21 protein-coding genes are annotated in these 19,043 nt (G+C 71.6%); 13 read left to right on the forward strand and 8 right to left on the reverse strand.

Translation table 11 applies throughout. From position 1 onward, the window contains the following. Positions 1 to 79: 79 nt before the first annotated feature. On the reverse strand, positions 80 to 385 hold the full coding sequence (locus tag AB0H87_RS14525) for a hypothetical protein (protein ID WP_360144265.1): 306 nt from the start codon (positions 383 to 385) through the stop codon (positions 80 to 82). Positions 386 to 642: 257 nt separating this feature from the next. Here AB0H87_RS14525 and AB0H87_RS14530 point away from each other — a divergent pair, with 257 nt between their 5' ends. Then, on the forward strand, positions 643 to 843 hold the full coding sequence (locus AB0H87_RS14530; RefSeq protein WP_360144268.1) for a hypothetical protein: 201 nt from the start codon (positions 643 to 645) through the stop codon (positions 841 to 843). Between the two features lie 155 nt (positions 844 to 998). Further along, complete coding sequence (locus AB0H87_RS14535; protein WP_360144271.1) at positions 999 to 1,253, forward strand: winged helix-turn-helix domain-containing protein; 255 nt, start codon at positions 999 to 1,001, stop codon at positions 1,251 to 1,253. A gap of 49 nt (positions 1,254 to 1,302) precedes the next feature. Here AB0H87_RS14535 and AB0H87_RS14540 read toward each other — a convergent pair whose 3' ends face one another. Further along, on the reverse strand, positions 1,303 to 1,503 hold the full coding sequence (locus tag AB0H87_RS14540; protein WP_360144274.1) for a hypothetical protein: 201 nt from the start codon (positions 1,501 to 1,503) through the stop codon (positions 1,303 to 1,305). Positions 1,504 to 1,671: 168 nt separating this feature from the next. On the opposite strand from AB0H87_RS14540, the gene AB0H87_RS14545 reads away from it, so the two are divergent. Next, a complete protein-coding gene (locus tag AB0H87_RS14545; RefSeq protein WP_360144277.1) occupies positions 1,672 to 2,922 on the forward strand; it encodes a PHB depolymerase family esterase in 1,251 nt (416 codons plus the stop codon). 180 nt (positions 2,923 to 3,102) lie between these two features. Here AB0H87_RS14545 and AB0H87_RS14550 read toward each other — a convergent pair whose 3' ends face one another. The 3 genes from AB0H87_RS14550 to AB0H87_RS14560 all read right to left on the reverse strand — a co-directional run bounded on the left by AB0H87_RS14550 (position 3,103) and on the right by AB0H87_RS14560 (position 5,721). After that, positions 3,103 to 3,954 (reverse strand): fumarylacetoacetate hydrolase family protein, encoded by an 852-nt coding sequence (locus AB0H87_RS14550; RefSeq protein ID WP_360144280.1) that lies wholly within the window; start codon positions 3,952 to 3,954, stop codon positions 3,103 to 3,105. 128 nt (positions 3,955 to 4,082) lie between these two features. Beyond that, positions 4,083 to 5,015: an alpha/beta hydrolase gene (locus AB0H87_RS14555; RefSeq protein ID WP_360144283.1), complete on the reverse strand. Its 933-nt coding sequence runs from the start codon at positions 5,013 to 5,015 to the stop codon at positions 4,083 to 4,085. Further along, positions 4,990 to 5,721: an FCD domain-containing protein gene (locus tag AB0H87_RS14560; protein WP_360144286.1), complete on the reverse strand. Its 732-nt coding sequence runs from the start codon at positions 5,719 to 5,721 to the stop codon at positions 4,990 to 4,992. Before AB0H87_RS14560 ends, AB0H87_RS14555 begins: the two co-directional genes overlap by 26 nt. Before the next feature lie 155 nt (positions 5,722 to 5,876). On the opposite strand from AB0H87_RS14560, the gene AB0H87_RS14565 reads away from it, so the two are divergent. The 10 genes from AB0H87_RS14565 to AB0H87_RS14610 are packed head-to-tail and all read left to right on the forward strand — an operon-like array spanning position 5,877 to position 17,707. Next, positions 5,877 to 6,638, forward strand: a complete 762-nt coding sequence (locus tag AB0H87_RS14565; protein WP_360144289.1) for an FCD domain-containing protein — start codon at positions 5,877 to 5,879, stop codon at positions 6,636 to 6,638. Beyond that, positions 6,635 to 7,906: an extracellular solute-binding protein gene (locus tag AB0H87_RS14570; protein WP_360144292.1), complete on the forward strand. Its 1,272-nt coding sequence runs from the start codon at positions 6,635 to 6,637 to the stop codon at positions 7,904 to 7,906. The genes AB0H87_RS14565 and AB0H87_RS14570 overlap by 4 nt, the downstream gene beginning before the upstream one ends. 1 nt (position 7,907) lies before the next feature. Next, positions 7,908 to 8,813, forward strand: coding sequence for a sugar ABC transporter permease (locus AB0H87_RS14575; RefSeq protein WP_360144295.1), 906 nt, complete (start codon positions 7,908 to 7,910; stop codon positions 8,811 to 8,813). Beyond that, positions 8,810 to 9,640 (forward strand): carbohydrate ABC transporter permease, encoded by an 831-nt coding sequence (locus AB0H87_RS14580; protein WP_360144298.1) that lies wholly within the window; start codon positions 8,810 to 8,812, stop codon positions 9,638 to 9,640. Before AB0H87_RS14575 ends, AB0H87_RS14580 begins: the two co-directional genes overlap by 4 nt. A gap of 19 nt (positions 9,641 to 9,659) precedes the next feature. Next, the gene (locus AB0H87_RS14585; protein ID WP_360144301.1) at positions 9,660 to 12,722 is read left to right on the forward strand and encodes a glycoside hydrolase family 38 C-terminal domain-containing protein; all 3,063 of its coding nucleotides are present in this window, start codon (positions 9,660 to 9,662) and stop codon (positions 12,720 to 12,722) included. A gap of 5 nt (positions 12,723 to 12,727) precedes the next feature. Beyond that, positions 12,728 to 13,948 carry an enolase C-terminal domain-like protein gene (locus tag AB0H87_RS14590; RefSeq protein WP_360144304.1) on the forward strand — a complete coding sequence of 407 codons (1,221 nt, stop codon included), beginning with the start codon at positions 12,728 to 12,730 and terminating at the stop codon, positions 13,946 to 13,948. After that, positions 13,945 to 14,982 (forward strand): hypothetical protein, encoded by a 1,038-nt coding sequence (locus tag AB0H87_RS14595; RefSeq protein WP_360144306.1) that lies wholly within the window; start codon positions 13,945 to 13,947, stop codon positions 14,980 to 14,982. The genes AB0H87_RS14590 and AB0H87_RS14595 overlap by 4 nt, the downstream gene beginning before the upstream one ends. After that, a complete protein-coding gene (locus tag AB0H87_RS14600; protein WP_360144309.1) occupies positions 14,975 to 15,754 on the forward strand; it encodes an SDR family oxidoreductase in 780 nt (259 codons plus the stop codon). The genes AB0H87_RS14595 and AB0H87_RS14600 overlap by 8 nt, the downstream gene beginning before the upstream one ends. Positions 15,755 to 15,779: 25 nt before the next feature. After that, entirely contained in the window at positions 15,780 to 16,889 is a 1,110-nt protein-coding gene (locus AB0H87_RS14605) for a DUF4185 domain-containing protein (RefSeq protein WP_360144312.1), read from the forward strand. Further along, the gene (locus AB0H87_RS14610; RefSeq protein ID WP_360144315.1) at positions 16,886 to 17,707 is read left to right on the forward strand and encodes an SMP-30/gluconolactonase/LRE family protein; all 822 of its coding nucleotides are present in this window, start codon (positions 16,886 to 16,888) and stop codon (positions 17,705 to 17,707) included. Before AB0H87_RS14605 ends, AB0H87_RS14610 begins: the two co-directional genes overlap by 4 nt. Here the strand turns inward: AB0H87_RS14610 and AB0H87_RS14615 are convergent. The 3 genes from AB0H87_RS14615 to AB0H87_RS14625 are packed head-to-tail and all read right to left on the reverse strand — an operon-like array spanning position 17,704 to position 18,918. Continuing rightward, positions 17,704 to 17,994 carry an HPr family phosphocarrier protein gene (locus tag AB0H87_RS14615; protein WP_360144318.1) on the reverse strand — a complete coding sequence of 97 codons (291 nt, stop codon included), beginning with the start codon at positions 17,992 to 17,994 and terminating at the stop codon, positions 17,704 to 17,706. The two genes, AB0H87_RS14610 and AB0H87_RS14615, sit on opposite strands and share 4 nt — an antisense overlap. After that, positions 17,978 to 18,379: a dihydroxyacetone kinase phosphoryl donor subunit DhaM gene (dhaM, locus tag AB0H87_RS14620; protein ID WP_360144324.1), complete on the reverse strand. Its 402-nt coding sequence runs from the start codon at positions 18,377 to 18,379 to the stop codon at positions 17,978 to 17,980. Before dhaM ends, AB0H87_RS14615 begins: the two co-directional genes overlap by 17 nt. Then, a complete protein-coding gene (locus AB0H87_RS14625; protein WP_360144327.1) occupies positions 18,376 to 18,918 on the reverse strand; it encodes a putative PEP-binding protein in 543 nt (180 codons plus the stop codon). The genes dhaM and AB0H87_RS14625 overlap by 4 nt, the downstream gene beginning before the upstream one ends. Positions 18,919 to 19,043 lie beyond the last annotated feature (125 nt).

Genomic DNA, 19,043 nt, shown 5'->3' on the forward strand with positions numbered 1-19,043 from the left:
CGCCGGCGATCGGGGGCTCGTAGTCGATGCAGCCCCGTCCGCGGTCGGACAGGGCTGCATCCCGCTGGCCCGCAGTTGACTACCGCAGGCAGGTCGCGTCGACCGAGACGCGGAACGCCGTGAACGTCGTACCGGAGATGTCTTCGATCAGTGTTACGGCGAGGATGGTGCACTCGCCCAGCCAGCCCTCGCCCCGCGCCGAGACCTCGACGTCGTCCATCGCCTTCTGAATCCCACGCTCGACCGATCTGCCGATGCCCGTGCCGCCGAATACCGGGCTCACCTCGGTGGCCGCCGCCGGCGACCCCAGGGTCGTCACCAGCGCCAGGGAGCCCGCCGTCAGCGCCAGGCCGACGCCGGTGCGCCTCATCGTGAACAGCTTCATCGGAACCCTCCTTGCACGTGTCCGGGGATGGTGTTCGCGCAGGTGCGCACGCGCGAAGCCGCCCGGGCGTTCAGGATCCACGGCCGTTCGCGCGCCTTTCGTGAAACTGACGCGCCATCCAACGACGCTTCCGCGGCGAATCCCTACCGCAAGATGCGCGCCGTTGGCTGTCCTCGCCGGACGCGGGGGCACGGTAGCGCTCGGAACCACAGTCAGGAGGGGACACAGTGTCCAGAGCCATCGCGAGATTCGCGGCGGTGCCGATCGCGCTTGCCGCCGGCATCGCAGCGGTCGTCATCGCCACCGGACCGGCGGCCGACTCGAGCAGCACGGAGGCCATGATCCCGGCGGCCTGCTTCGACGGGTTCAACCTGTGGAACTACTACCACGACAGCGGTGACAGTGCGACCGCGAGCGCGCTGCTGTCGAACCTGTACGGCATGGGCTGCTTCGACTGAGTTCCAACGGTGCTCGGCGGGGCGCTCCCCGCCGAGCACCATCTACGCGACCGGTAGTCGGAGGGCAGTCGGGCGGCCAAAGACCCGACCTGCCCTTGACGCCATGCTCGGCGGCGGTGATAGTAGCCATTGTAACCAGTGATGGGAGGGCTGCGATGGGCCGCAGGCCGAGCTACTTGGACATCGTCGATGACATCCGTCGGCAGATCGTCAGTGGCCAGCTAGCGCCCGGCGCGACTCTCCCCACCTGCCGCGAGATGTGTGCGGCATACCAGGTCAGCCGACAGACGATCGGCAGCGCGATGATCGTCCTCCGCACACAGGGCCTGGTCGTCGGGCAACAGGGCCGCGCGGTCTACGTCACCGCCAACCCGCACCATCTGCCGTCACCAGCCGACAGTTCGAAGTGATGCCGGGCGGGGTCGATCGCGCACGTCGATCGGGAAGGTGAACCAGACGTCAGCGCCGGCCCCGGCGGCGGGCGAGCGGGATCAAGGCGAGCGTCAGCACGACGCACCCCGAGCCGACCGCGATGATCAACCAGTCGCCCGCGCCGTTGCGGACCAGTCCCATGACAACCAGGCCGAGGCCAACCCCGACAGTCACGGCCGCGACGAGCGCCATCATGCGCTTCGGGTGCGGCCCGATCCACGCGTTCACGGGCACGCCGGTACCCAATGGACAGGGTTTCGAAAACGCGTGCCTGGTGGGGACGCCGGCGCCTACGCTGCGGGCGGGAGCCGACGGGTTCGTCATCTGCCGGAGGGCAACGGCAGCGCTCGTGCGCGCGCGCCGCGGCGTCCGCGCACCCCCCGCTTGAGGAGCGAGATGAGGCTTCCCAGAGCACTTCATGCCCTCTGGATCGTGTTCGCCGCCGCGGTCGTCGCGGCGACCCTGCTCGTGGCGTCGCCGGCCAGGGCGGCGTCGTTGACCGAGGTCACCAACTTCGGCAGCAACCCCAGCAACCTGCGCATGTATCTCTACGTCCCCGACCGCGTCGCCGCCCGGCCCGGGTTGCTCGTCGCCGTCCACTACTGCACCGGCAGCGGGCCCGCGTTCTACAGCGGCACCGAGTTCGCGCGGCTGGCCGACCGGTACGGCTTCATCGTGGTCTATCCATCCGTCACCGCCAGCGACGGCTGCTTCGACGTCGCCTCGACCGCGACGCTGACCCACAACGGCGGCGGCGACTCGCTGAGCATCGTCTCGATGACGCGGTACGCGCAGCAGAACCTCAACGCCGACCCCGACCGCACGTTCGTCACCGGCGTCTCCTCGGGCGCGATGATGACCAACGTGCTGCTCGGCGCGTACCCGGACGTCTTCCGGGCCGGCGCCGCCTTCGCCGGGGTGCCGTTTGGCTGTTTCGCCGGGCCCGGCAAGTGGAACAGCCAGTGCGCGCAGGGTCAGCTCACCCGCACGCCGCAACAGTGGGGCGACCTGGTCCGCAACGCATACCCCGGCTACTCGGGTCCGCGACCGCGCGTGCAGCTCTGGCACGGGACCAACGACGAGACGCTGTCGTACGTGAACTTCGGCGAAGCGATCAAGCAGTGGACCAATGTCCACGGGATCAGCCAGACGCCGACGTCGACCGACAGCCCGCAGTCGGGTTGGACCCGCACCCGGTACGGCTCCGGCCAGGTCGAGGCGATCAGCATGGCGAACACGCCGCACAACCTGCCGGTCCAGGCGGCCGCGGCGATCGCGTTCTTCGGTCTCGACAGCGGCGGCCCGACCAACCCGCCGACGTCGAACCCGCCGACCACCCCGCCACCGGGGCCGGGCGGTTGCACCGCGGTGTTCCGGGTGACGAACTCCTGGCCGGCGGGGTACGTGGCCGCGGTCCGCGTCACCGCCGGCAGCGGCGGCGTCAACGGCTGGCGGGTGAGCCTGCCGTTGCCGGCCGGCTCCACGGTGGTCAACTCGTGGAACGGTCAGTTCAGCGGGTCCGGCAGCACGACACAGGTGACGAACGTCGGCTACAACGGCCGGCTGGGTGCCGGTGCGGCAACGGAGTTCGGCTTCCAGGCCAACGGCGCGGCGCCGAACCCGAGCCTGACCTGCACCGCTCTTTGAACGGGCGCGCGGCGAGGGCTCGTGACGGGCCCCGCCGCGCACACGTGTTCAGCCCGCGAGGCCCTGCTTGAGGGCGGACGCGATGCGCACGACGTGGCCGCCGCGCTGCGTGGGCGCCCACGAGCTGCACGCCAGGCGCGCAGCTCGCGTGATGCGTCACCATGGCCGCCCCGAGGACGGTCAGGCCTGGCCGACGAGTTGGCGCTGGCGGCCGAGGCTCTCGATCTCCAGCTCGACCACGTCGCCGGCCGCGAGGTAGGGGAAGCGGCCCGACAGGGCCACGCCCTCGGGGGTGCCCGTGTTGATCAGGTCGCCCGGCTCCAGGACCGTGATCTGGCTCAGCTGGTGGATCAGCGTCGCCACCGAGAAGACCATGTCGGCCGTCGACGAGTCCTGGCGCGGCTCGCCGTTGACCCAGGAGCGCAGGCGCAGCGCCTGCGGGTCCGGGATCTCGTCCGCGGTGACCAGCCACGGCCCGAGCGGGTTGAACGTCTCGCAGCTCTTGCCCTTCGACCACTGGCCGCCGCTCTGGCGCAGCTGGAACTCGCGCTCCGAGACGTCGTTGGCGATCGCGTAGCCCGCCACGTACGACAGCGCCTCCGACGGCGACGACAGGTAGCGGGCCCGCCGGCCGATCACGACCGCCAGCTCCACCTCCCAGTCCGTCTCCTTCGAGGCGCGCGGGATCAGGACCTCGTCGTCCGGGCCGACGACCGTGTTCGGCGCCTTGTAGAACATCACCGGCTGCTCCGGCGGGGCCGCACCCGACTCCGCGGCGTGGGCCGCGTAGTTCATGCCGATGCAGAGCACCACGCTCGGCCGGGCGATCGGGGCGCCGACCCGCAGGCCCGTCGCGTCGAAGACCGGCAACGAACCCGCGGCGTGCGCCGCGCGTACCCGCTCGATGCCGTCCGCGGCGAAGAACGCCGGGTCGATGTCGGCGGTGACGCCGCTCAGGTCGAAGTGCTGACCCGCCGCGTCGAGCAGGACGGGACGCTCGGCGCCGGCCGGGCCGATCCGCATCAGTCGCATGCCGCTTCTCCTTCGCTCAGGCGGCGACCAGGGCGCCGCCGACAGGGCGAGTCGACCGTACCCGGACGCACACAGTCGGCCCGCACCCCGGTACCCGCGTACCGCCCGGTGGACGCGATGACGGTTGCTCAGGCCGGATACAGCGCCCGGCGCAGCGCGTCGGTCCGCTCCGCCACCGACCGGCGGCTCAGCGCGGCAGACGGGAAGAACTCCCAACCGTGGAAGGCGCCCGCGAACACGTGCAGCTCGGTCGAAACACCGGCCCGCAGCAGCCGGGCCGCGTAGTCGACGCACTCGTCACGGAACACCTCCAGCTCCCCCACGCACAGGTAGGTCGGCGGCAGGCCGGCCAGCTCGGTGGCGCGGGCGGGAGCGGCGTACGGCGAGACGGACGGCCCACCGGCCGCGTCGCCGAGCACCGCGCGCCACGCGTACCGGTTGGACGACGCGGTCCAACCCATCGCCGGCTCGTCGAACTCGGCACCGGTCCGGCCGCGGTCGTCGAGCATCGGCGCGACCAGCATCTGGAAGACCGGCGACGGACCATCCGCGTCGCGGGCACGCAGGGCGGTCGCCGCGGCCAGCCCGCCACCGGCCGAGCCACCGCCGAGCGCGATCCGGGCCGGGTCGACGCCCAGCGCCGCGGCGTTGTCGAAGAACCAGCACCACGCCTCGAAACAGTCGTCGACCTGCGCCGGGTACGGATGCTCGGGCGCGAGCCGATAGTCGACCGAGACGGTCACGCACGGCGCCTCGGCGGTGTAGCCGACGGGCGCGGAGTCGCTGCGCGCGCTGCCCACCAGCAGGCCGCCCCCGTGGATCCACAGCAAACCGGGCAGCACGCCGGAGACGCCGGCGGGGCGGAAGATCCGGACCGGCACCGAACCGGCCAGCTCGTCCGAGATGACCACCCGCGGGTCAGCCATGGCGGCGGGCTCCACCAGCCATGGCTCGCGCGCGGCGGGCAACTCGGCGTACGAGCGCGAACTGAGCTCTTCGAACGGCGTCTCCAAGGCCTTCAGCGAGGCGGCGAGCTCAGGGTCCAGGTTCGGATGCGTCATCAGCCCTCCGGGACAGCGCGGCGATCACCACCTCGCGGACGTCGCGCAGGTGGTCGGTCATCAGCCGCCGCGCCTTCTCCGGCCGGCGGCTGCGGATGGCCGCCAGTATCGCCCCGTGCACCTCGTGGTCGTGGTCGCGGTCGCCGTAGAGGTCGAGGATATGGCGCTGCTCCTGGTCGTGCAGGTCGATCAGCGACTCGAGCACCTGGGTCAGCGCGCGGTTGCCGCCGAGCCGGCCGATCGTGCGGTGGAAGCCCATGTTGGCCGCGTGCAGGCGCTGGTCCTCAGCCAGTGCGTCGGTCGTGCGCGAGAACGCCTCGGCCAGCTCGGCGAGCTGCTCGTCGGTGGCGTTGCGCGCGGCGGCCGCGGCCAGGTGTGGCTCGATCAGCTCGCGCGCTTCGAGCAGGTCGCGGATCGCGTCCGCGTCGAGGCGCAGCCGGTTGGGGTTGACCATGATCAGCCTGGCCACGTCGGCCTTCACGTAGACGCCGGAGCCGTGCCGCAGCTCGACCGCGCCGGTCGCCTCGAGCCGGCGCAGCGCCTCGCGCACGGTCGGCACCGCGACCAGGAACCGCTCTGCCAGCGCACGTGACGACGGCAGACGGTCACCAGGACGCAACCCTTCGTCACGGATCTGGGCGAGGATCCGGCCGGTCAGCTCGTCGAGCAGCCGGGGGCGGGACACGGGCGTAGCGCTCAGGGACACCAGGACCTCCACGGCTGCGACAGGTCCACATTGTCACCCACTTTCCCGGTCGGACAAGAGCCAGCACCAGCCGACCAGACCTCTAGACAGCTAGAGAGCAAGTCATCTAGTCTCTTGGCCACTTAACGCGACGGAAACATGAAGGAGCACGTGGCGTGACGGTCGAGGGAACGCGAACGGACGCCGGCCTGCGGCCGAGCCTCTCTGACGCGCTCATCGCCCGGATCGTCGAGCTCATCCGCGCGGACGGCCTCGGGCCCGGCGACCGGCTGCCCGCGGTGCGCGTCCTCGCGGAGCGGTTCGCCGTCGCCCAACCCACCATGCGGGAGGCCCTGCGTCAGTTGCAGGCCACCGGCGCGATCGACATCAGGCACGGCTCGGGCATGTACGTGGCGGCCGCGCTGGACCGGGTGGTGATCGCCAACCCCAACCCCCCGACGCTCGGCGGCGTCCAGGCCGCGCAACTGCTCGACGCGCGGCTGCTGATCGAGCCCTACCTCGCCGGCCTCGCCGCCCGGCACCGCGACGCGACGTCGACCGCGGCTCTGCACGAGACGCTCGACCTGGCCGAACGGCACCTCAGCGGCGACGACGGCCGGTTGCACCAGGCCAACACCACATTCCACCTCCGGGTCGCCGCGGCCAGCGGTCACGGGATCCTGCACGAGGTGCTCGACTCGCTGCTCTCGGTGCACGCCGCCGAGCAGCGAGCGATCCTGCACATCTTCGACGACCGGGCCCGCGATCACGAGGAGCACCGGAGCGTCCTGGCCGCCATCGACGCGGGCGACGAACCCCTCGCCCAGCGCCTGATGCGGCGACACCTCGAGGACGTGGCCGACGTCGTCCACCGCCGGCTGCCCTCGCTCCGCCAGCCGGCGGACCCCCAGAAGATCGACGAAAGGTTGGCACCGTGAGGCGTTATGCCAGCAGCACCAGCCGCCTGGCGATCGCGGCCCTCGCCGCGGTCACGTTGACCCTCACCGCATGCGGTGGAGGCGGCGACGACAGCTCCTCCGCGACCGCGACGGAGGTCAAGCTCTACAACGACAAGGGCGCCTGGAAGACCTACTTCGAGGGCGTCGGAAAGCTCTCCAAGGAGCAGATCGGGCTCGGCGTGACCCCGGTCGGCTACACCGACGAGCCCACGTACGAGGCGTTCATCAAGGCATCCTTCCGCACCAACAACAAGCCGGACCTGTTCACCTGGAGCACCGGCGGGCGGCTCAAGGAGATCGTCGACTCCGGCCAGGTGGCCGACACCAGCGACCTGTGGAAGGACGCGATCGCCAACGGCGACGTGTCCAAGGAGCTGGAGCCCTACTACACGATCGACGGCAAGCAGTACTGCGTGCCGGCGAACGTCTCGTACTGGGTGATGTTCTACAACAAGAAGGTCTTCAGCGACGCCGGCGTGCAGCCGCCGACGAGCTGGGCCGACCTGATCAAGACGGCCGACACCCTCAAGGCCAAGGGCGTCACGCCCTTCTACCAGACCTCCGTGCTGTTCAGCTTCGTCTGGTTCCAGCAGCTGCTGATCGGCACCGACCCGCAGCTCTACAACGACCTGGCGACGGGCAAGGCGAAGTTCACCGACCCCAAGGTGGTCGCGGTGATGCAGCAGTGGAAGGACATGGAGGACAAGGGCTACTTCAGCGACCCGGGCAGCAAGGACCAGCCCGAGGCGATGCTCAAGTCCGGCAAGGTCGCGATGGGGCTCTTCGGCACCTGGTTCAACACCAACATGACCACGCAGGGCATGAAGCCCGACAGCGACTACGGCATGTTCGTCGTGCCGAACGTGACGCCGAGCCTGCCGACCACCACCGTGGCCTTCGAGAGCGGCCCGCTCTGTTCGCTGACCAAGGCGCCGAACCCCGAGGCCAGCACGAAGTTCATGAAGTGGTGGGTCCAGGAGAAGGCACAGGACCAGTGGGCCAACAGCCGGGGCGACGTCTCGGCGAACCCGAAGGTGCAGATCAAGGACCCGAGCCTCAACCAGCTCAACAAGGACGCCGGTGAAGGCAAGTACGCGCTGGCCAACCGGTTCTTCGAAGCCGTGCCGCCGGCGGTGCTGACCGCGGCCCTGGACGGCTTCGGCGCCTTCATGGTCGACCCCGGCAGCTTCCAGAAGCAGCTCGAGACCATCCAGAAGGCGTCGGACGACTACTGGAAGTCGAACTGACATGACGGCGACGACGAGCGCCACGAAAAGCAGGCGGTCCCTGGGCACCGGCTGGAGCGCACTCGGGTTCATCTCACCCGCGGTGCTCGTCGTCGCCGCCCTGCTCTACGCGCCGTTCCTCTACACGGTGTTCTACAGCTTCACCGACTACGACGGGCTCACCTCGCCGAAGTGGGTGGCGCTGGACAACTTCAAGAAGTTCCTGGACGACCCGGCACTGACCACCTCGGTCCGCAACACGCTGTTCTGGGTCGTCGGCACCACGATCGTGCCGGTCGCGATCGGCCTGCTGATCGCGCTGCTCAGCTACGGCATCAAGGGCGGCACGCTGCTGCGGTTGCCGTTCATGCTGCCGTACGCGCTCTCCGGCGCGGGCCTCGGCGTGATCTGGGGCTTCATCCTGCAGAGCGACGGCGCGGCCAACGACCTGCTGCGCCTGCTGCACCTGCCGGGCGCCGACATCTCGTTCCTGCAGCAGGCGCCGTACAACACGATCGCGATGATCGTGGCGATGACCTGGCAGCAGAGCGGGGTCAACGCGCTGCTGTTCCTGGTCGGCCTGCAGTCGATCCCGACGCCGCCGCTCGAGGCGGCCCGGCTCGACGGCGCGTCCGGCTTCCGGATGTTCCGGCACATCACCTGGCCGCTGCTGGCCCCGCTGACCACGGTTGTCGTCGGGCTGTCGTTGGTGGCCAGCCTCAAGACGTTCGACATCGTCTGGGTGACCACGCAGGGCGGTCCGGGACGGTCGTCCGAGACGCTCGCCGTGACCATGTACCGCGACGCCTTCGTCTCCAGCGACTACGGGTACGGGTCGGCCGTGGCCCTGGTGCTCACCCTGGTCACCGGCGCGGTCACGGTCGCCTACCTGCGCTTCCAGATCCGCGGACAGGAGAAGCTGCGATGAAGGAGAGCCGACTGGGCTGGGTGGCCCGTCGCGGCACGCTGGCGGTGCTCGGGCTGATCTGGCTGTTACCCGTCTACCTGTTGCTGGTCAACGCGTTCAAGCCGACCGAGAACTACGACGCCGAGAAGATCTGGACGCCGGACCCCCATTTCGGACTGTTCACCAACCTACGCGAGGCGTGGGACGCGGCCGGGATCGGCGAGAGCATCGCCAGCACCGCGCTCTACAGCGTCGTGGGGCCGGCGCTCGCCGTCGTGATCGGCGCGATGGCCGGGTACGCGATCGTCGTGCTCCGGCTGCGCGCGGGCTTCTGGTGGTTCCTGTTGCTGTTCGGCGGCACGGTGTTCCCGACCCAGATGCTGCTGATCCCGCTGTTCCTCGGTTACAGCTGGGCGGACCTCTACGACCGCCGGTTCGGCCTCGTGCTGATCTACACGGCGATCAGCATCCCGCTCGCCGCGTTCGTGATGCGCAACTTCTTCACCGGCGTGGCGTACGAGATGTTCGAGGCGGCAAGGGTCGAAGGCGCGTCCACGTGGCTCATCTTCCGCCGGATCTACTTCCCGCTGGCCCTGCCGGCACTGGGCGCGGTCTTCATCCTGGAGTTCGCGTTCATCTGGAACGACCTGCTCTTCGGCCTGACCCTCTCGCAGAGTGACCCGGTGCGGCCGGTGATGACCGCGCTGTCGGCCCTGTCCAGTGCGTACGCCGGAAGCTCGGTGCCCGTGCTGCTCGCCGCCGGGCTGGTCATGTCGTTGCCCACCGTCGCGGTCTTCCTGGCCGCACAACGGATGTTCGCCCGCGGCCTCGCCCTGGGCCAGTTCTGAGAACCTTAGGAAGGACAGCATGACCAGCCGTTTGCTGCGGGCCCGACTCGGCTCGCCGGGCTACGAGGACATGCGCGCGACCCTGCGGGCCGCGGGCACCGCGACCGTCGCGGAGCGCGACGGAGTCAAGGTGACGGCGGCGTCCTTGCCGCTGTTCCGCAAGGACGGCCGCCAGGCGATCCGGGTGACCGTGCAGGGCGGCAGCGGTGGCACCGCCACCCTGGCCGACGGCGACACCGTTCTCGACACCGGTGTCGTGCAGAGCGGCTGGATCGACCTGTGGCTGCCGGAGGTGACGGCTCCCCGCACGGTGACCGTCAGCGCCGCCGGCCTGGCCGGGCCGTTCACGGTCGAACCACAGCGCAAGTTCACCGTGCACGTCGTGCACCACTCGCACCTCGACATCGGGTACACCGACCGCCAGGGCGTGGTCCTGCGCAACCACCTCGAGTACCTCGACTCCGCGGTCGAGCTGTCGACGGCCACCGACGAGTGGCCGGACGACGCCCGGTTCCGCTGGACGGTCGAGTCCGCGCTGCCGGTGCGGCGGTTCCTCGAGTCGCGCGACGAAGCCGCCGTCGCCCGCTTCGTCGAGCTGGTCAAGCAGGGCCGCATCGAAGTCACCGCGATGCCGTTCCAGCTGCACACCGAGGCCTGCTCGGTGGAGGAGCTGCACCGGATGCTGCGGTTCACCGACGAGCTGCGGGACCGGCACGGGATCCCGGTCACCTCGGCGATGCACACGGACGTGCCGGGCGCGGTGGTCGGCTTCGTCGACGCGCTCGCGGCCAGCGGCGTGCGGTACCTGTCGGCGGCACACAACTGGGCCGGCCGTTCGGTGCCGTTCCTGACCGGCGGCCAGGACCTCGGCCGGCCGTTCTGGTGGCGGTCGCCGGCCGGCAACCGGGTGCTGGTCTGGTTCACCGACAGCTCGCACGGCATGGCCTACATGGAGGGCAACGTCGTCGGCCTGGCGGAGAGCTTCGCCGCCGCCGTCGACTACCTGCCCGGCTACCTGCACCAGATCGCGCACCGGCCGGTCCCCTACGGCTCGGAGGCGTTCGGCTGGAGCGTGCTCGACGTCGAAGGGCTGTCGAAGCAGCCGTACCCGCACGACCTGCTGCATCTGCGGGTGCAGGGCGGCAACGCCGACAACGCCGGCCCGTCGATCCTGCCGCCGTCGATCGTGCGGGCCTGGAACGAGGCGTACGCGTACCCGAAGCTGCGGATGGCCACCAACACCGAGTTCTTCGAAGAGGCGCAGCAGCGCTTCGGCGATCGGATCGAGGAGCACGCGGGCGACTGGACCGACTGGTGGGCCGACGGCCTCGGTTCCGGTGCCCGGCCGCTGGGCTATGCCCGGCGCGCGCAGCACGCCGTGCGGCACGCGGAGACGCTGCACCAGCTTGCCGGCGCGGCCGGCGAGGCCGCGCCCGCGGTCGAGGCGATCTACGACAAGCTCGGCCTGTTCGACGAGCACACCTGGGGCGCGGCCAACCCCTGGCACGACCACGAGGACGGCTTCGACTCGGGCGGCATGCAGTGGGCCCGCAAGTGCGAGATGGCCTACTCGGCCGCCGACGACGCCGAGGACCTGCGGCGGGCGGGCGCGCACCGGCTCGGGGCCCGGTACACCGCGCCCGAGGGCGCACCGGCGGCGTACCTCGTGACCAACCTCGGCCAGGCCGGCCGGACCGACCTCGCCACGGTGTTCGTGCCGGCGAGCACCGTGCCGTTCGAGGCCCCGCTGTCCATCGTGGACTCGCGGACCGGCGACGCGGTGCCGCACCACGAGGAGGAGCAGCACCCGAAGGACTGGCCGACCCGGCCCGGCGGCCGCTGGGTCAGCTTCGTCGCCGCCGACGTGCCGGCCACCGGCCACGTCCGGTTCGACGTCCGGCCCGCCGCGGCGAAAGCACCCGCGGCACAGGACCTCGGCCAGACCTGGCAGGTGCAGAACGAGTTCTACCGGGTCGACGTCGACCCGGCGGACGGCACGATCGTCTCGGTCTTCGACAAGCGGGCCGGGCGGGAGCTGGTCAACCGCGACGCGTACGCGGGCATGAACCAGTACGTCTACGACAAGTACTCGACCGCGCCGCACATCAACCACCTGACCGGCCACATCGAGGCCACCGACGAGCACCTGACGCTGCTCGGCGGCCGCTCGATCGGGCAGCGGCCGACGATCGTGCGGGCGATCCGGACCGCGGTCGGCGAGACGCTGGAGATCCAGCTCGACGCCGAGGGCACCGGCTGGCTGCGCACCACGATCAGCGTGACCAACGGCGTCCCGCGGGTCGACATCACCAACCGGATGGAGAAGACCGGCACGGCGGCCAAGGAGAGCGTCTTCTTCGCCTTCCCGTTCGCGCTGCCGGCGCCGGTGGCGTGGGAGCTGACCGGCGGCGTGGGCGGCCCCGACGTGGCCACGGTGCCGGGCGCGGCCGCGCACATGAAACCGATCCGGCACTGGATCGCCTTCGACGACGGCGAGGTCACGGCGGCCTGGGCGACGCTGCAGGCGCCGCTCGCGATGATCGGCGACCTGTTCCTGCCCTACGCGCCGTTCCCGCCGACGGTCAAGCCGGAGCCGGGCGAGCCGGGGACCGTCTACTCCTGGGCGCTGAACAACATCTGGGACACCAACTTCCCGGCGCAGCAGCAGGGCGAGACCACGTTCCAGTACGCGATCGCGTCGCGCCCGGGCGCCGACCCGCGCGAGCTCGGCGCGGCGGCCGCGGCGGGGCTGGCCGACCCGTTCGTGGCCGCGCCGGTCACCGGCGGGGTCGGGGCACCCCTCGCCCCGCCGGTGCACCGGTGGGCCACGGTCGACCACCCGCTGGTCCGGGTCGCCGGGTTCGGCCCGTCGCGGCGGGGCCACGACGTCGTGGTCTACCTGTCCTCGACGGCGCCCGAGCAGGTCGGCGTCGCACTGGGCGTGCCGGGCATGACCGCCGCCAAGATCGGCACCAGCCTCGAACGCGACCAGGTGGCGCTGGACGTCGCGGACGGCACGGCCCGCGTGCCCGTACCACCGGGCGGCTTCGTCGCCGTCTCGATCGACCGGGCGGAGGCCTGACCCGCATGAAGATCGTCGACATCCGGGCGACCACCGTCACCGTCCCGCTCGAAGCGCCGTTGCGGCACGCGAGCGGGGCGCACTGGGGACGGTTCGTGCGCACGATCGTCGAGGTCGAGGCCGACAACGGCCTGGTCGGCCTCGGCGAGCTGGGTGGCGGCGGCGAGAGCGCGGAGGCCGCCGTGCACGGCCTCCGCGACTACCTCGTCGGCCACGACCCGTTCGCGCTGGAGGCGCTGCGGTTCGCTATCGCCAACCCGACGGCGAGCCTCTACAACAACCGGATCCAGATGCTCGCGGCCGTCGAGTTCGCCTGCCTGGACCTGATCGGGCAGCACCTGGACGTCCCGGTGCACGACCTGCTCGGCGGCAAGGTCCGCGACGAGGTGGAGTTCGCGTCGTACCTCTTCTACCGGACCTCGAACGCCGACGGCACCGGCGAGGTGCGCACGCCCGAGCAGCTCGTCGCGCACGCGCGCGCCCTCAAGGCGGAGCACGGGTTCACCGTGCACAAGCTCAAGGGCGGCGTTTTCCCGCCCGGGTTCGAGCTCGAGGGCTACCGGGCCCTGGCGGCGGCGCTGCCGGGCGACCGGTTCCGCTACGACCCCAACGGGGCGCTGTCGGTGGCCGAGGCCCGGCGGTTCGGCGAGGCGATCCGGGACCTGCCGAACGACTACTACGAGGATCCGACCTGGGGCCTCAACGGGGTGCGGCAGCTGCGCGACCTCGGCATCCCGATCGCGACCAACACCGTGGTGGTCAACTTCGAGCAGCTGGCCACCAACGTGCGCGACCCCGCCGTCGACGTGGTGCTGCTGGACACCACGTTCTGGGGCGGGATCCGGGCCTGCGTCAAGGCGGCGGCGGTGTGCGAGACGTTCCAGCTCGGCGTCGCGGTGCACTCCTCGGGCGAGCTGGGCATCCAGCTGGCCACCATGCTGCACCTGGGCGCCGTGCTGCCGAACCTGACGTACGCGGCGGACGCGCACTACCACCACCTGACCGACGACATCATCGCCGGCGGCAAGAAGTCGTACGTGGATGGTGCGATCGCGGTGCCGACGGGGCCGGGGCTCGGTGTGCGGCTCGACCGGGCCAAGGTGGCCGAGTACGCGGAGCTCTACAAGGAGCTGGGCGGCTACCCGTACGACCGGGACCCGGCCCGGCCCGGCTGGTATCCGCTGGTGCCCAACGACCGCTGGGCCGACCCCGCCACAGCGACATGACGACGCGTTGGCGCCCGGCCCGCAACTGGGGTGCCCGGGCGCACGACGTGACGATCTTCGGGCACCCGGCCGTGGTGCTGGAGAACGAGCTGCTGCGGGTGACCGTGCTGCTGACCGGCGGGCACATCGTGGAGTTCAACCACAAGCCGCGCGACCGCGACCACGTCTGGCTGGCGCCGGACGCGGTGCGGCCACCGGGCGCCGGCGCCGCGGCGGGCGACGACGTCGCCGCGTTCCTCGACAGCTATCCGGGTGGCTGGCAGGAGGTGCTGCCGAACGGCGGCGCGCCGGCCCGCCATCGGGGCGCGGCCCTCGCCCAGCATGCCGAGCTGACCGCTTTGCCCTGGGACGCCGAGGTGCTCGTCGACGAGCCCGACGAGGTCGCGGTGCGACTGTGTGTCGCGGCCCGGCGCACGCCGTTGCACCTGCGCAAAGTGCTCCGGCTGCGCTCCGGCGAGGCGACGCTGCGGTTCGACGAGGAGCTGACCAACGCCGCGCCCGTGCCGGTCGAGGCGATGTGGGGCCAGCATCTGGCGTACGGGCGGCCGTTCCTGCGCCCGGGACAGCGGATCACGCTGCCGGACGGGATCCAGGTGCACCCGCACCCGTCGGCGATCAACCCGCCGCTGCGGTCGGTGCGCGCCGGCGGGCCGTATCCGTGGCCCGCGGTCCCGAGCCCGGACGGCGGCACGGTCGACCTGAGCGTGGTGCCGGCGCCGGGCGAGCCGAGCGAGATCGTCTACCTCAGCGGATTCGCTGACACCGGGTGGTACGAGCTCCGTGAGCCCGTCGACGGCACCGGCATCCGGGTCAGCTGGGACGCCACCGTGCTGCCCTACCTGTGGCTCTGGCACGAGCTGGGCGCGACGACCGGCTACCCGTGGTGGGGCCGGGCGTACGTGGTCGGGCTGGAACCGTTCTCCAGCCACCCGACCGAGGGACTCGCCGCGGCCGTCGCGAACGGGACCGCGCTCACCGCCCCTCCACACGGGACACTTCGGCTCAACTGGTCGACGGAGGTGCTCGATGGGTGAGTTCGACGGCAAGGTGGCGCTGGTCACGGGCGGATCGCTGGGCATCGGCGCGGCGGTGGTCCAACGGCTGGTCGCCGGCGGCGCGGCGGTGGCGTTCTGCGGGCAGGAGCCCGACGCGGTCGCCACGCTGGCCGAGCGGACCGGCACGTTCGGCACCGTCACGGACGTGACCGACCCGGCGGCGGTGGCGGGGTTCGTCGCCGCGTCGGTCGACCGGTTCGGCGGCCTCGACATCGTGGTCACCAGCGCCGGCGTCCAGCGCTACGGCACGGTCGAGGAGACCTCCGACGCGCTCTGGGACGAGGTGCTCGACGTCAACCTCAAGGGCGTGTTCCGGACGTGCCGCGCCGCCCTGCCGCACCTGCGGGCCCGGGGCGGCGGCGCGATCGTCGCCGTCTCGTCGGTGCAGGCGTACGTGTCCCAGCAGGGCGTCGCCGCGTACGCGGTCAGCAAGGCCGGCATCAACGCGTTGGTCCGCTCGATGGCGCTGGACCACGCCAAGGAGAACATCCGGGTCAACGCCGTGTGCCCCGGCTCGGTCGACACGCCCATGCTGCGCTGGGCGGCCGACCTCTACAAGGGCGACGCGACGGTCGAGGAGACGGTGGCCACCTGGGGCCGCACGCATCCGCTCGGCCGGGTCGCCCGCGCTGCCGAGGTGGCGGAGGTCGTCGCCTTCCTCGCCAGCGACCGCGCCTCGTTCGTCACGGGCGCGGAATACCGGGTCGACGGCGGCCTGCTCGCCGTCAACCCGGCCGCACTCCCCCAGTAGGTCGCACACTGATGGAGGAACAGCAATGCCCCTCGCTCGTCGAACCCTGCTCGGTGGCGCCGCCGGTGCTGCCGGCCTCGTGGCGCTAGGCGGAAGTCCGGCCGTCGCCGCCGGTCGCGCTCTCACCGTCCGCTCCGCCAGTCCCAACACCACGCTCAACAACCTCTTCACCGCGTACGCCAACACGGGTGTCGGCTGGACCGGCGCGGACAGCACCTATTCCGCGAAGCTGTCCGGCGGCCGGGAGATCTGGATCTTCTCGGACACGTTCCTCGGGCCGGTCGACCCCGACGGCGGCCGACCCACCACGGCGCCGTTCATCAACAACTCGGTGCTCGTGCAGCACGGCAGCGAACTGTCTACTGTGACCGGCACCGTCGACGGCGAGCCGGCCGCCATCTTCCGGCCGGCCGACGCGAACAGCTGGTACTGGATGGGCCCGAACCTGGTGTCCGGCAAGCTCTGGCAGCAGGTCGTCAACGAGTACACGAAGACCGGGCCGGGCAGCTGGGACCTGGGCTACGTGCGCACCGCCGTGGCGCATGTGGACACGGACCGTTTGGACCGCCCGGTCGCCTACCACCCGCTCCCCTCGCTCCCGCCGACCATCAGCTGGGCGGCGTGGTTGCAGCGGGTCGGCGGACACACCTATGTGTACGGTGTCGAGGATCTCGGCGCCGCGAAGCACATGCACGTGGCCCGGGTGTCCGGGACGGACCTGCGCCGGCCGTGGCAGTTCTGGACGGGCGACGGGTGGTCGGCGGAGCCGGCCGACTCGACGCGGGTGGTGACCGGCGTGGCCAACGAGTACAGCGTCACACCGTGGCGCGGGCGCTACCTGCTCGTCACCCACGACACCAACGAGCTGTTCAGCGCGCGGATCCTGGCGTACGTGGCGGACGCGCCGACCGGGCCGTTCACCGACCCGGTGGTCCTCTACACCACGCCCGAGACGGGGCCGAACGGCAGCTACGGGAACCCGAACATCATCACGTACAACTCGCACATCCACCCGGAGCACAGCACCGACCGGCGGCTGCTGCTCACCTACAACGTCAACACGCTGGCCAACGACGAGCACTACCAGGACGCGAGCATCTACCGGCCCCGGTTCGTCGACGTGGAGCTGGGATGAGGCTGCACCCGTCCGCGCCGGAGCCGTACGTCGTCTTCGACGGCCTGCTCAGCAAGCCCCGGCTCGACCACGCGGAGTGCGTCGTGGTCGGGCCCGACGGGACACTGTGGTGCGGCGGCGAGGGCGGCCAGATCTACCGGATCGAGGGCGACCGGATCGAGGAGGTGGCCTCGACGGGGGGCTTCCTGCTCGGCCTGGCCCTCGGCCCGGACGCCCTGTACGCGTGCGACCTGGCCCTGCCCGGCCTCTGGCGGCTCGACCTCAGCACCGGGACCCTCGACCGGTTCGGCGCCGAGGTGCCCGGGCACCCGCTGGTCAACCCGAACTATCCGGTGCTCCTGCCCGACGGCGGCCTGCTGGTCTCCGACAGCGGGCGGGCCGGACAGCCGCGGGTGGGGCTGCTGCGCTACGACCGGGACGGGCGGGGCGAGGTGTGGCTCGACGAGCCGCTCAACTTCGCCAACGGGCTCGCCTGGAGCCCCGACCGGCGGACGCTCTACATCGCCGAGTCGTGGGGCTACCGGATCGCGGCGGTCGACGTGACCGCCGACGGCCGCCCGGCGGGGCCGGTCCGGACGCACGCGGAGACGCCGGGTTTCGTGGTGGACGGCATCGCGGTCGACGCGGACGGCGTGCTCTACGTGGGCGCCTACGAGCCGAGCGCGGTGCTCCGCGTGCCCGCGCCGGGCCAGGTCGAGGTGTTCGCCCACGACGAGACCGCGCACCTGCTCTGCCACCCGACGAACCTGGCGTTCCGCGGGCGGGAGCTGGTGGTGGCCAACCTCGGCCGCTGGCACCTGACCGGGTTCTCGCTCTAGCCGTCGGCGGCTTCGGCGGCGGTGAGGATGCCGGCGGCCTCGTCGGCGATCGCTTCCGCGTTCGGGCCGGTGGCCGTCACCGTCACCTCGGTGCCGGTCACCGCGCCCATCGCCATCACCGCGAGCACGCTGCGGGCGTTGGCCTTCTTCTCGCCCGCGACGAGCTGGACGGTGGTCTCCTTGTGCCGGCCGGCGAGCTGCGCGAGCTGGCCGGCCGGGCGGGCGTGCAGCGGTTTGGGCAGCACCACCACGCGCTCCGCGACGTCGTCGTCAGAACTTGGCGGCATCGCGGGCCTCCTCGGCGGCCGCGATGACCGCGTCCAGGTCGGCGCCCGTGCCCGCGGCCACCGCGGCGGCGACCGCGCCCTCGACGAACGGTGCGTCGACGAGGCGGGCCGTGGTCTCGCCGGCCAGGTCCGCCAGCACCGACCGGGCGCTGAGCACGGCGCTGCCGAGGTCCGGGATCAGCACCACGCCCGAGCCGGCGTCGGCGTCCTCGATCGCGGCCTCGATCTTGTCGGTGCTGGTGCCCAGGCTGCCGTCCTCGGTCCCGCCGGCCGGCACCACGGTCGCGCCGCCGGCGATCTGCCGGACGAGCTCGGCCGCGCCCTCGGCGAGCGCTTCACTGTGCGAGATCAGCACGATGCCCACGAGCCCGATGCCTTCAGTCATGGCATGGCCACCTCGATCCGCTCCTCGACCAACTCGGCGACGTCGCCCGCGCCACCCTGCCGCAGCGCCTCGGTGAACACTGCCCGGCACTGCCCGGTGTCCAGCCGGCGCAGCCGCCACCGGGTCTCGTCGATCCGGGCCACGGCCACGCTGACCGACCGTACGCCGGCGCCGAGCAGCAGCGGCAGTGTCGTCGGGTGCGAGCCGGCGTCGCCGCAGACGGTCAGCGGCGGCAGGCCGGCCGCGACGGCCGCCTCGACCACCCGGCCGATCAGCGCCAGCACGCGTGGGTGGGCGGCCAGTTCGGTGCGGGCCCGCGGGTCGACCCGGTCCAGGTCGAGCACCTCGGAGGTCAGGTCGTTGCTGCCGATGGAGATGAAGTCGGACGCCTGGCAGACGGCGTCGATCTCGCGTACGGCGGAGACCGTCTCGACCATCGCGCCGATCGGCGGCACCGGCGTGCCGAGGTTCGCGGCGGCGGCCTCGACCGCGGCCCGCACCGGCGTGAGCTGGTCCGCGGTGGACACCATCGGCACCATGATCCGCAGGCCGACGTCGCGGCCGAGGTCCCGGGATGCCCTGGAAGGCCGAGCCGAAGGAGAGGTAGACGGCCAGGTCGACGCCGGAGGCGCCCGGGCCACCCGGGTTGACCAGCAGCGAGCCG

The sequence above is a fragment of the Asanoa sp. NPDC050611 genome, from assembly GCF_040654855.1.
Taxonomy (GTDB): Bacteria; Actinomycetota; Actinomycetes; order Mycobacteriales; family Micromonosporaceae; genus Asanoa.

Excerpts from the sequence above, each read along its gene's own strand:
- AB0H87_RS14575 (WP_360144295.1), top strand. The coding sequence starts at position 7,908 with ATGACGGCGACGACGAGCGCCACGAAAAGCAGGCGGTCCCTGGGCACC.
- AB0H87_RS14590 (WP_360144304.1), top strand. The coding sequence starts at position 12,728 with ATGAAGATCGTCGACATCCGGGCGACCACCGTCACCGTCCCGCTCGAA.
- AB0H87_RS14615 (WP_360144318.1), bottom strand. The coding sequence starts at position 17,994 with ATGCCGCCAAGTTCTGACGACGACGTCGCGGAGCGCGTGGTGGTGCTG.
- AB0H87_RS14580 (WP_360144298.1), top strand. The coding sequence starts at position 8,810 with ATGAAGGAGAGCCGACTGGGCTGGGTGGCCCGTCGCGGCACGCTGGCG.
- AB0H87_RS14550 (WP_360144280.1), bottom strand. The coding sequence starts at position 3,954 with ATGCGACTGATGCGGATCGGCCCGGCCGGCGCCGAGCGTCCCGTCCTG.
- AB0H87_RS14605 (WP_360144312.1), top strand. The coding sequence starts at position 15,780 with ATGCCCCTCGCTCGTCGAACCCTGCTCGGTGGCGCCGCCGGTGCTGCC.
- dhaM (WP_360144324.1), bottom strand. The coding sequence starts at position 18,379 with ATGACTGAAGGCATCGGGCTCGTGGGCATCGTGCTGATCTCGCACAGT.
- AB0H87_RS14525 (WP_360144265.1), bottom strand. The coding sequence starts at position 385 with ATGAAGCTGTTCACGATGAGGCGCACCGGCGTCGGCCTGGCGCTGACG.
- AB0H87_RS14610 (WP_360144315.1), top strand. The coding sequence starts at position 16,886 with ATGAGGCTGCACCCGTCCGCGCCGGAGCCGTACGTCGTCTTCGACGGC.
- AB0H87_RS14625 (WP_360144327.1), bottom strand. The coding sequence starts at position 18,918 with ATGGTGCCGATGGTGTCCACCGCGGACCAGCTCACGCCGGTGCGGGCC.
- AB0H87_RS14555 (WP_360144283.1), bottom strand. The coding sequence starts at position 5,015 with ATGACGCATCCGAACCTGGACCCTGAGCTCGCCGCCTCGCTGAAGGCC.
- AB0H87_RS14535 (WP_360144271.1), top strand. The coding sequence starts at position 999 with ATGGGCCGCAGGCCGAGCTACTTGGACATCGTCGATGACATCCGTCGG.
- AB0H87_RS14600 (WP_360144309.1), top strand. The coding sequence starts at position 14,975 with ATGGGTGAGTTCGACGGCAAGGTGGCGCTGGTCACGGGCGGATCGCTG.
- AB0H87_RS14585 (WP_360144301.1), top strand. The coding sequence starts at position 9,660 with ATGACCAGCCGTTTGCTGCGGGCCCGACTCGGCTCGCCGGGCTACGAG.
- AB0H87_RS14595 (WP_360144306.1), top strand. The coding sequence starts at position 13,945 with ATGACGACGCGTTGGCGCCCGGCCCGCAACTGGGGTGCCCGGGCGCAC.
- AB0H87_RS14545 (WP_360144277.1), top strand. The coding sequence starts at position 1,672 with ATGAGGCTTCCCAGAGCACTTCATGCCCTCTGGATCGTGTTCGCCGCC.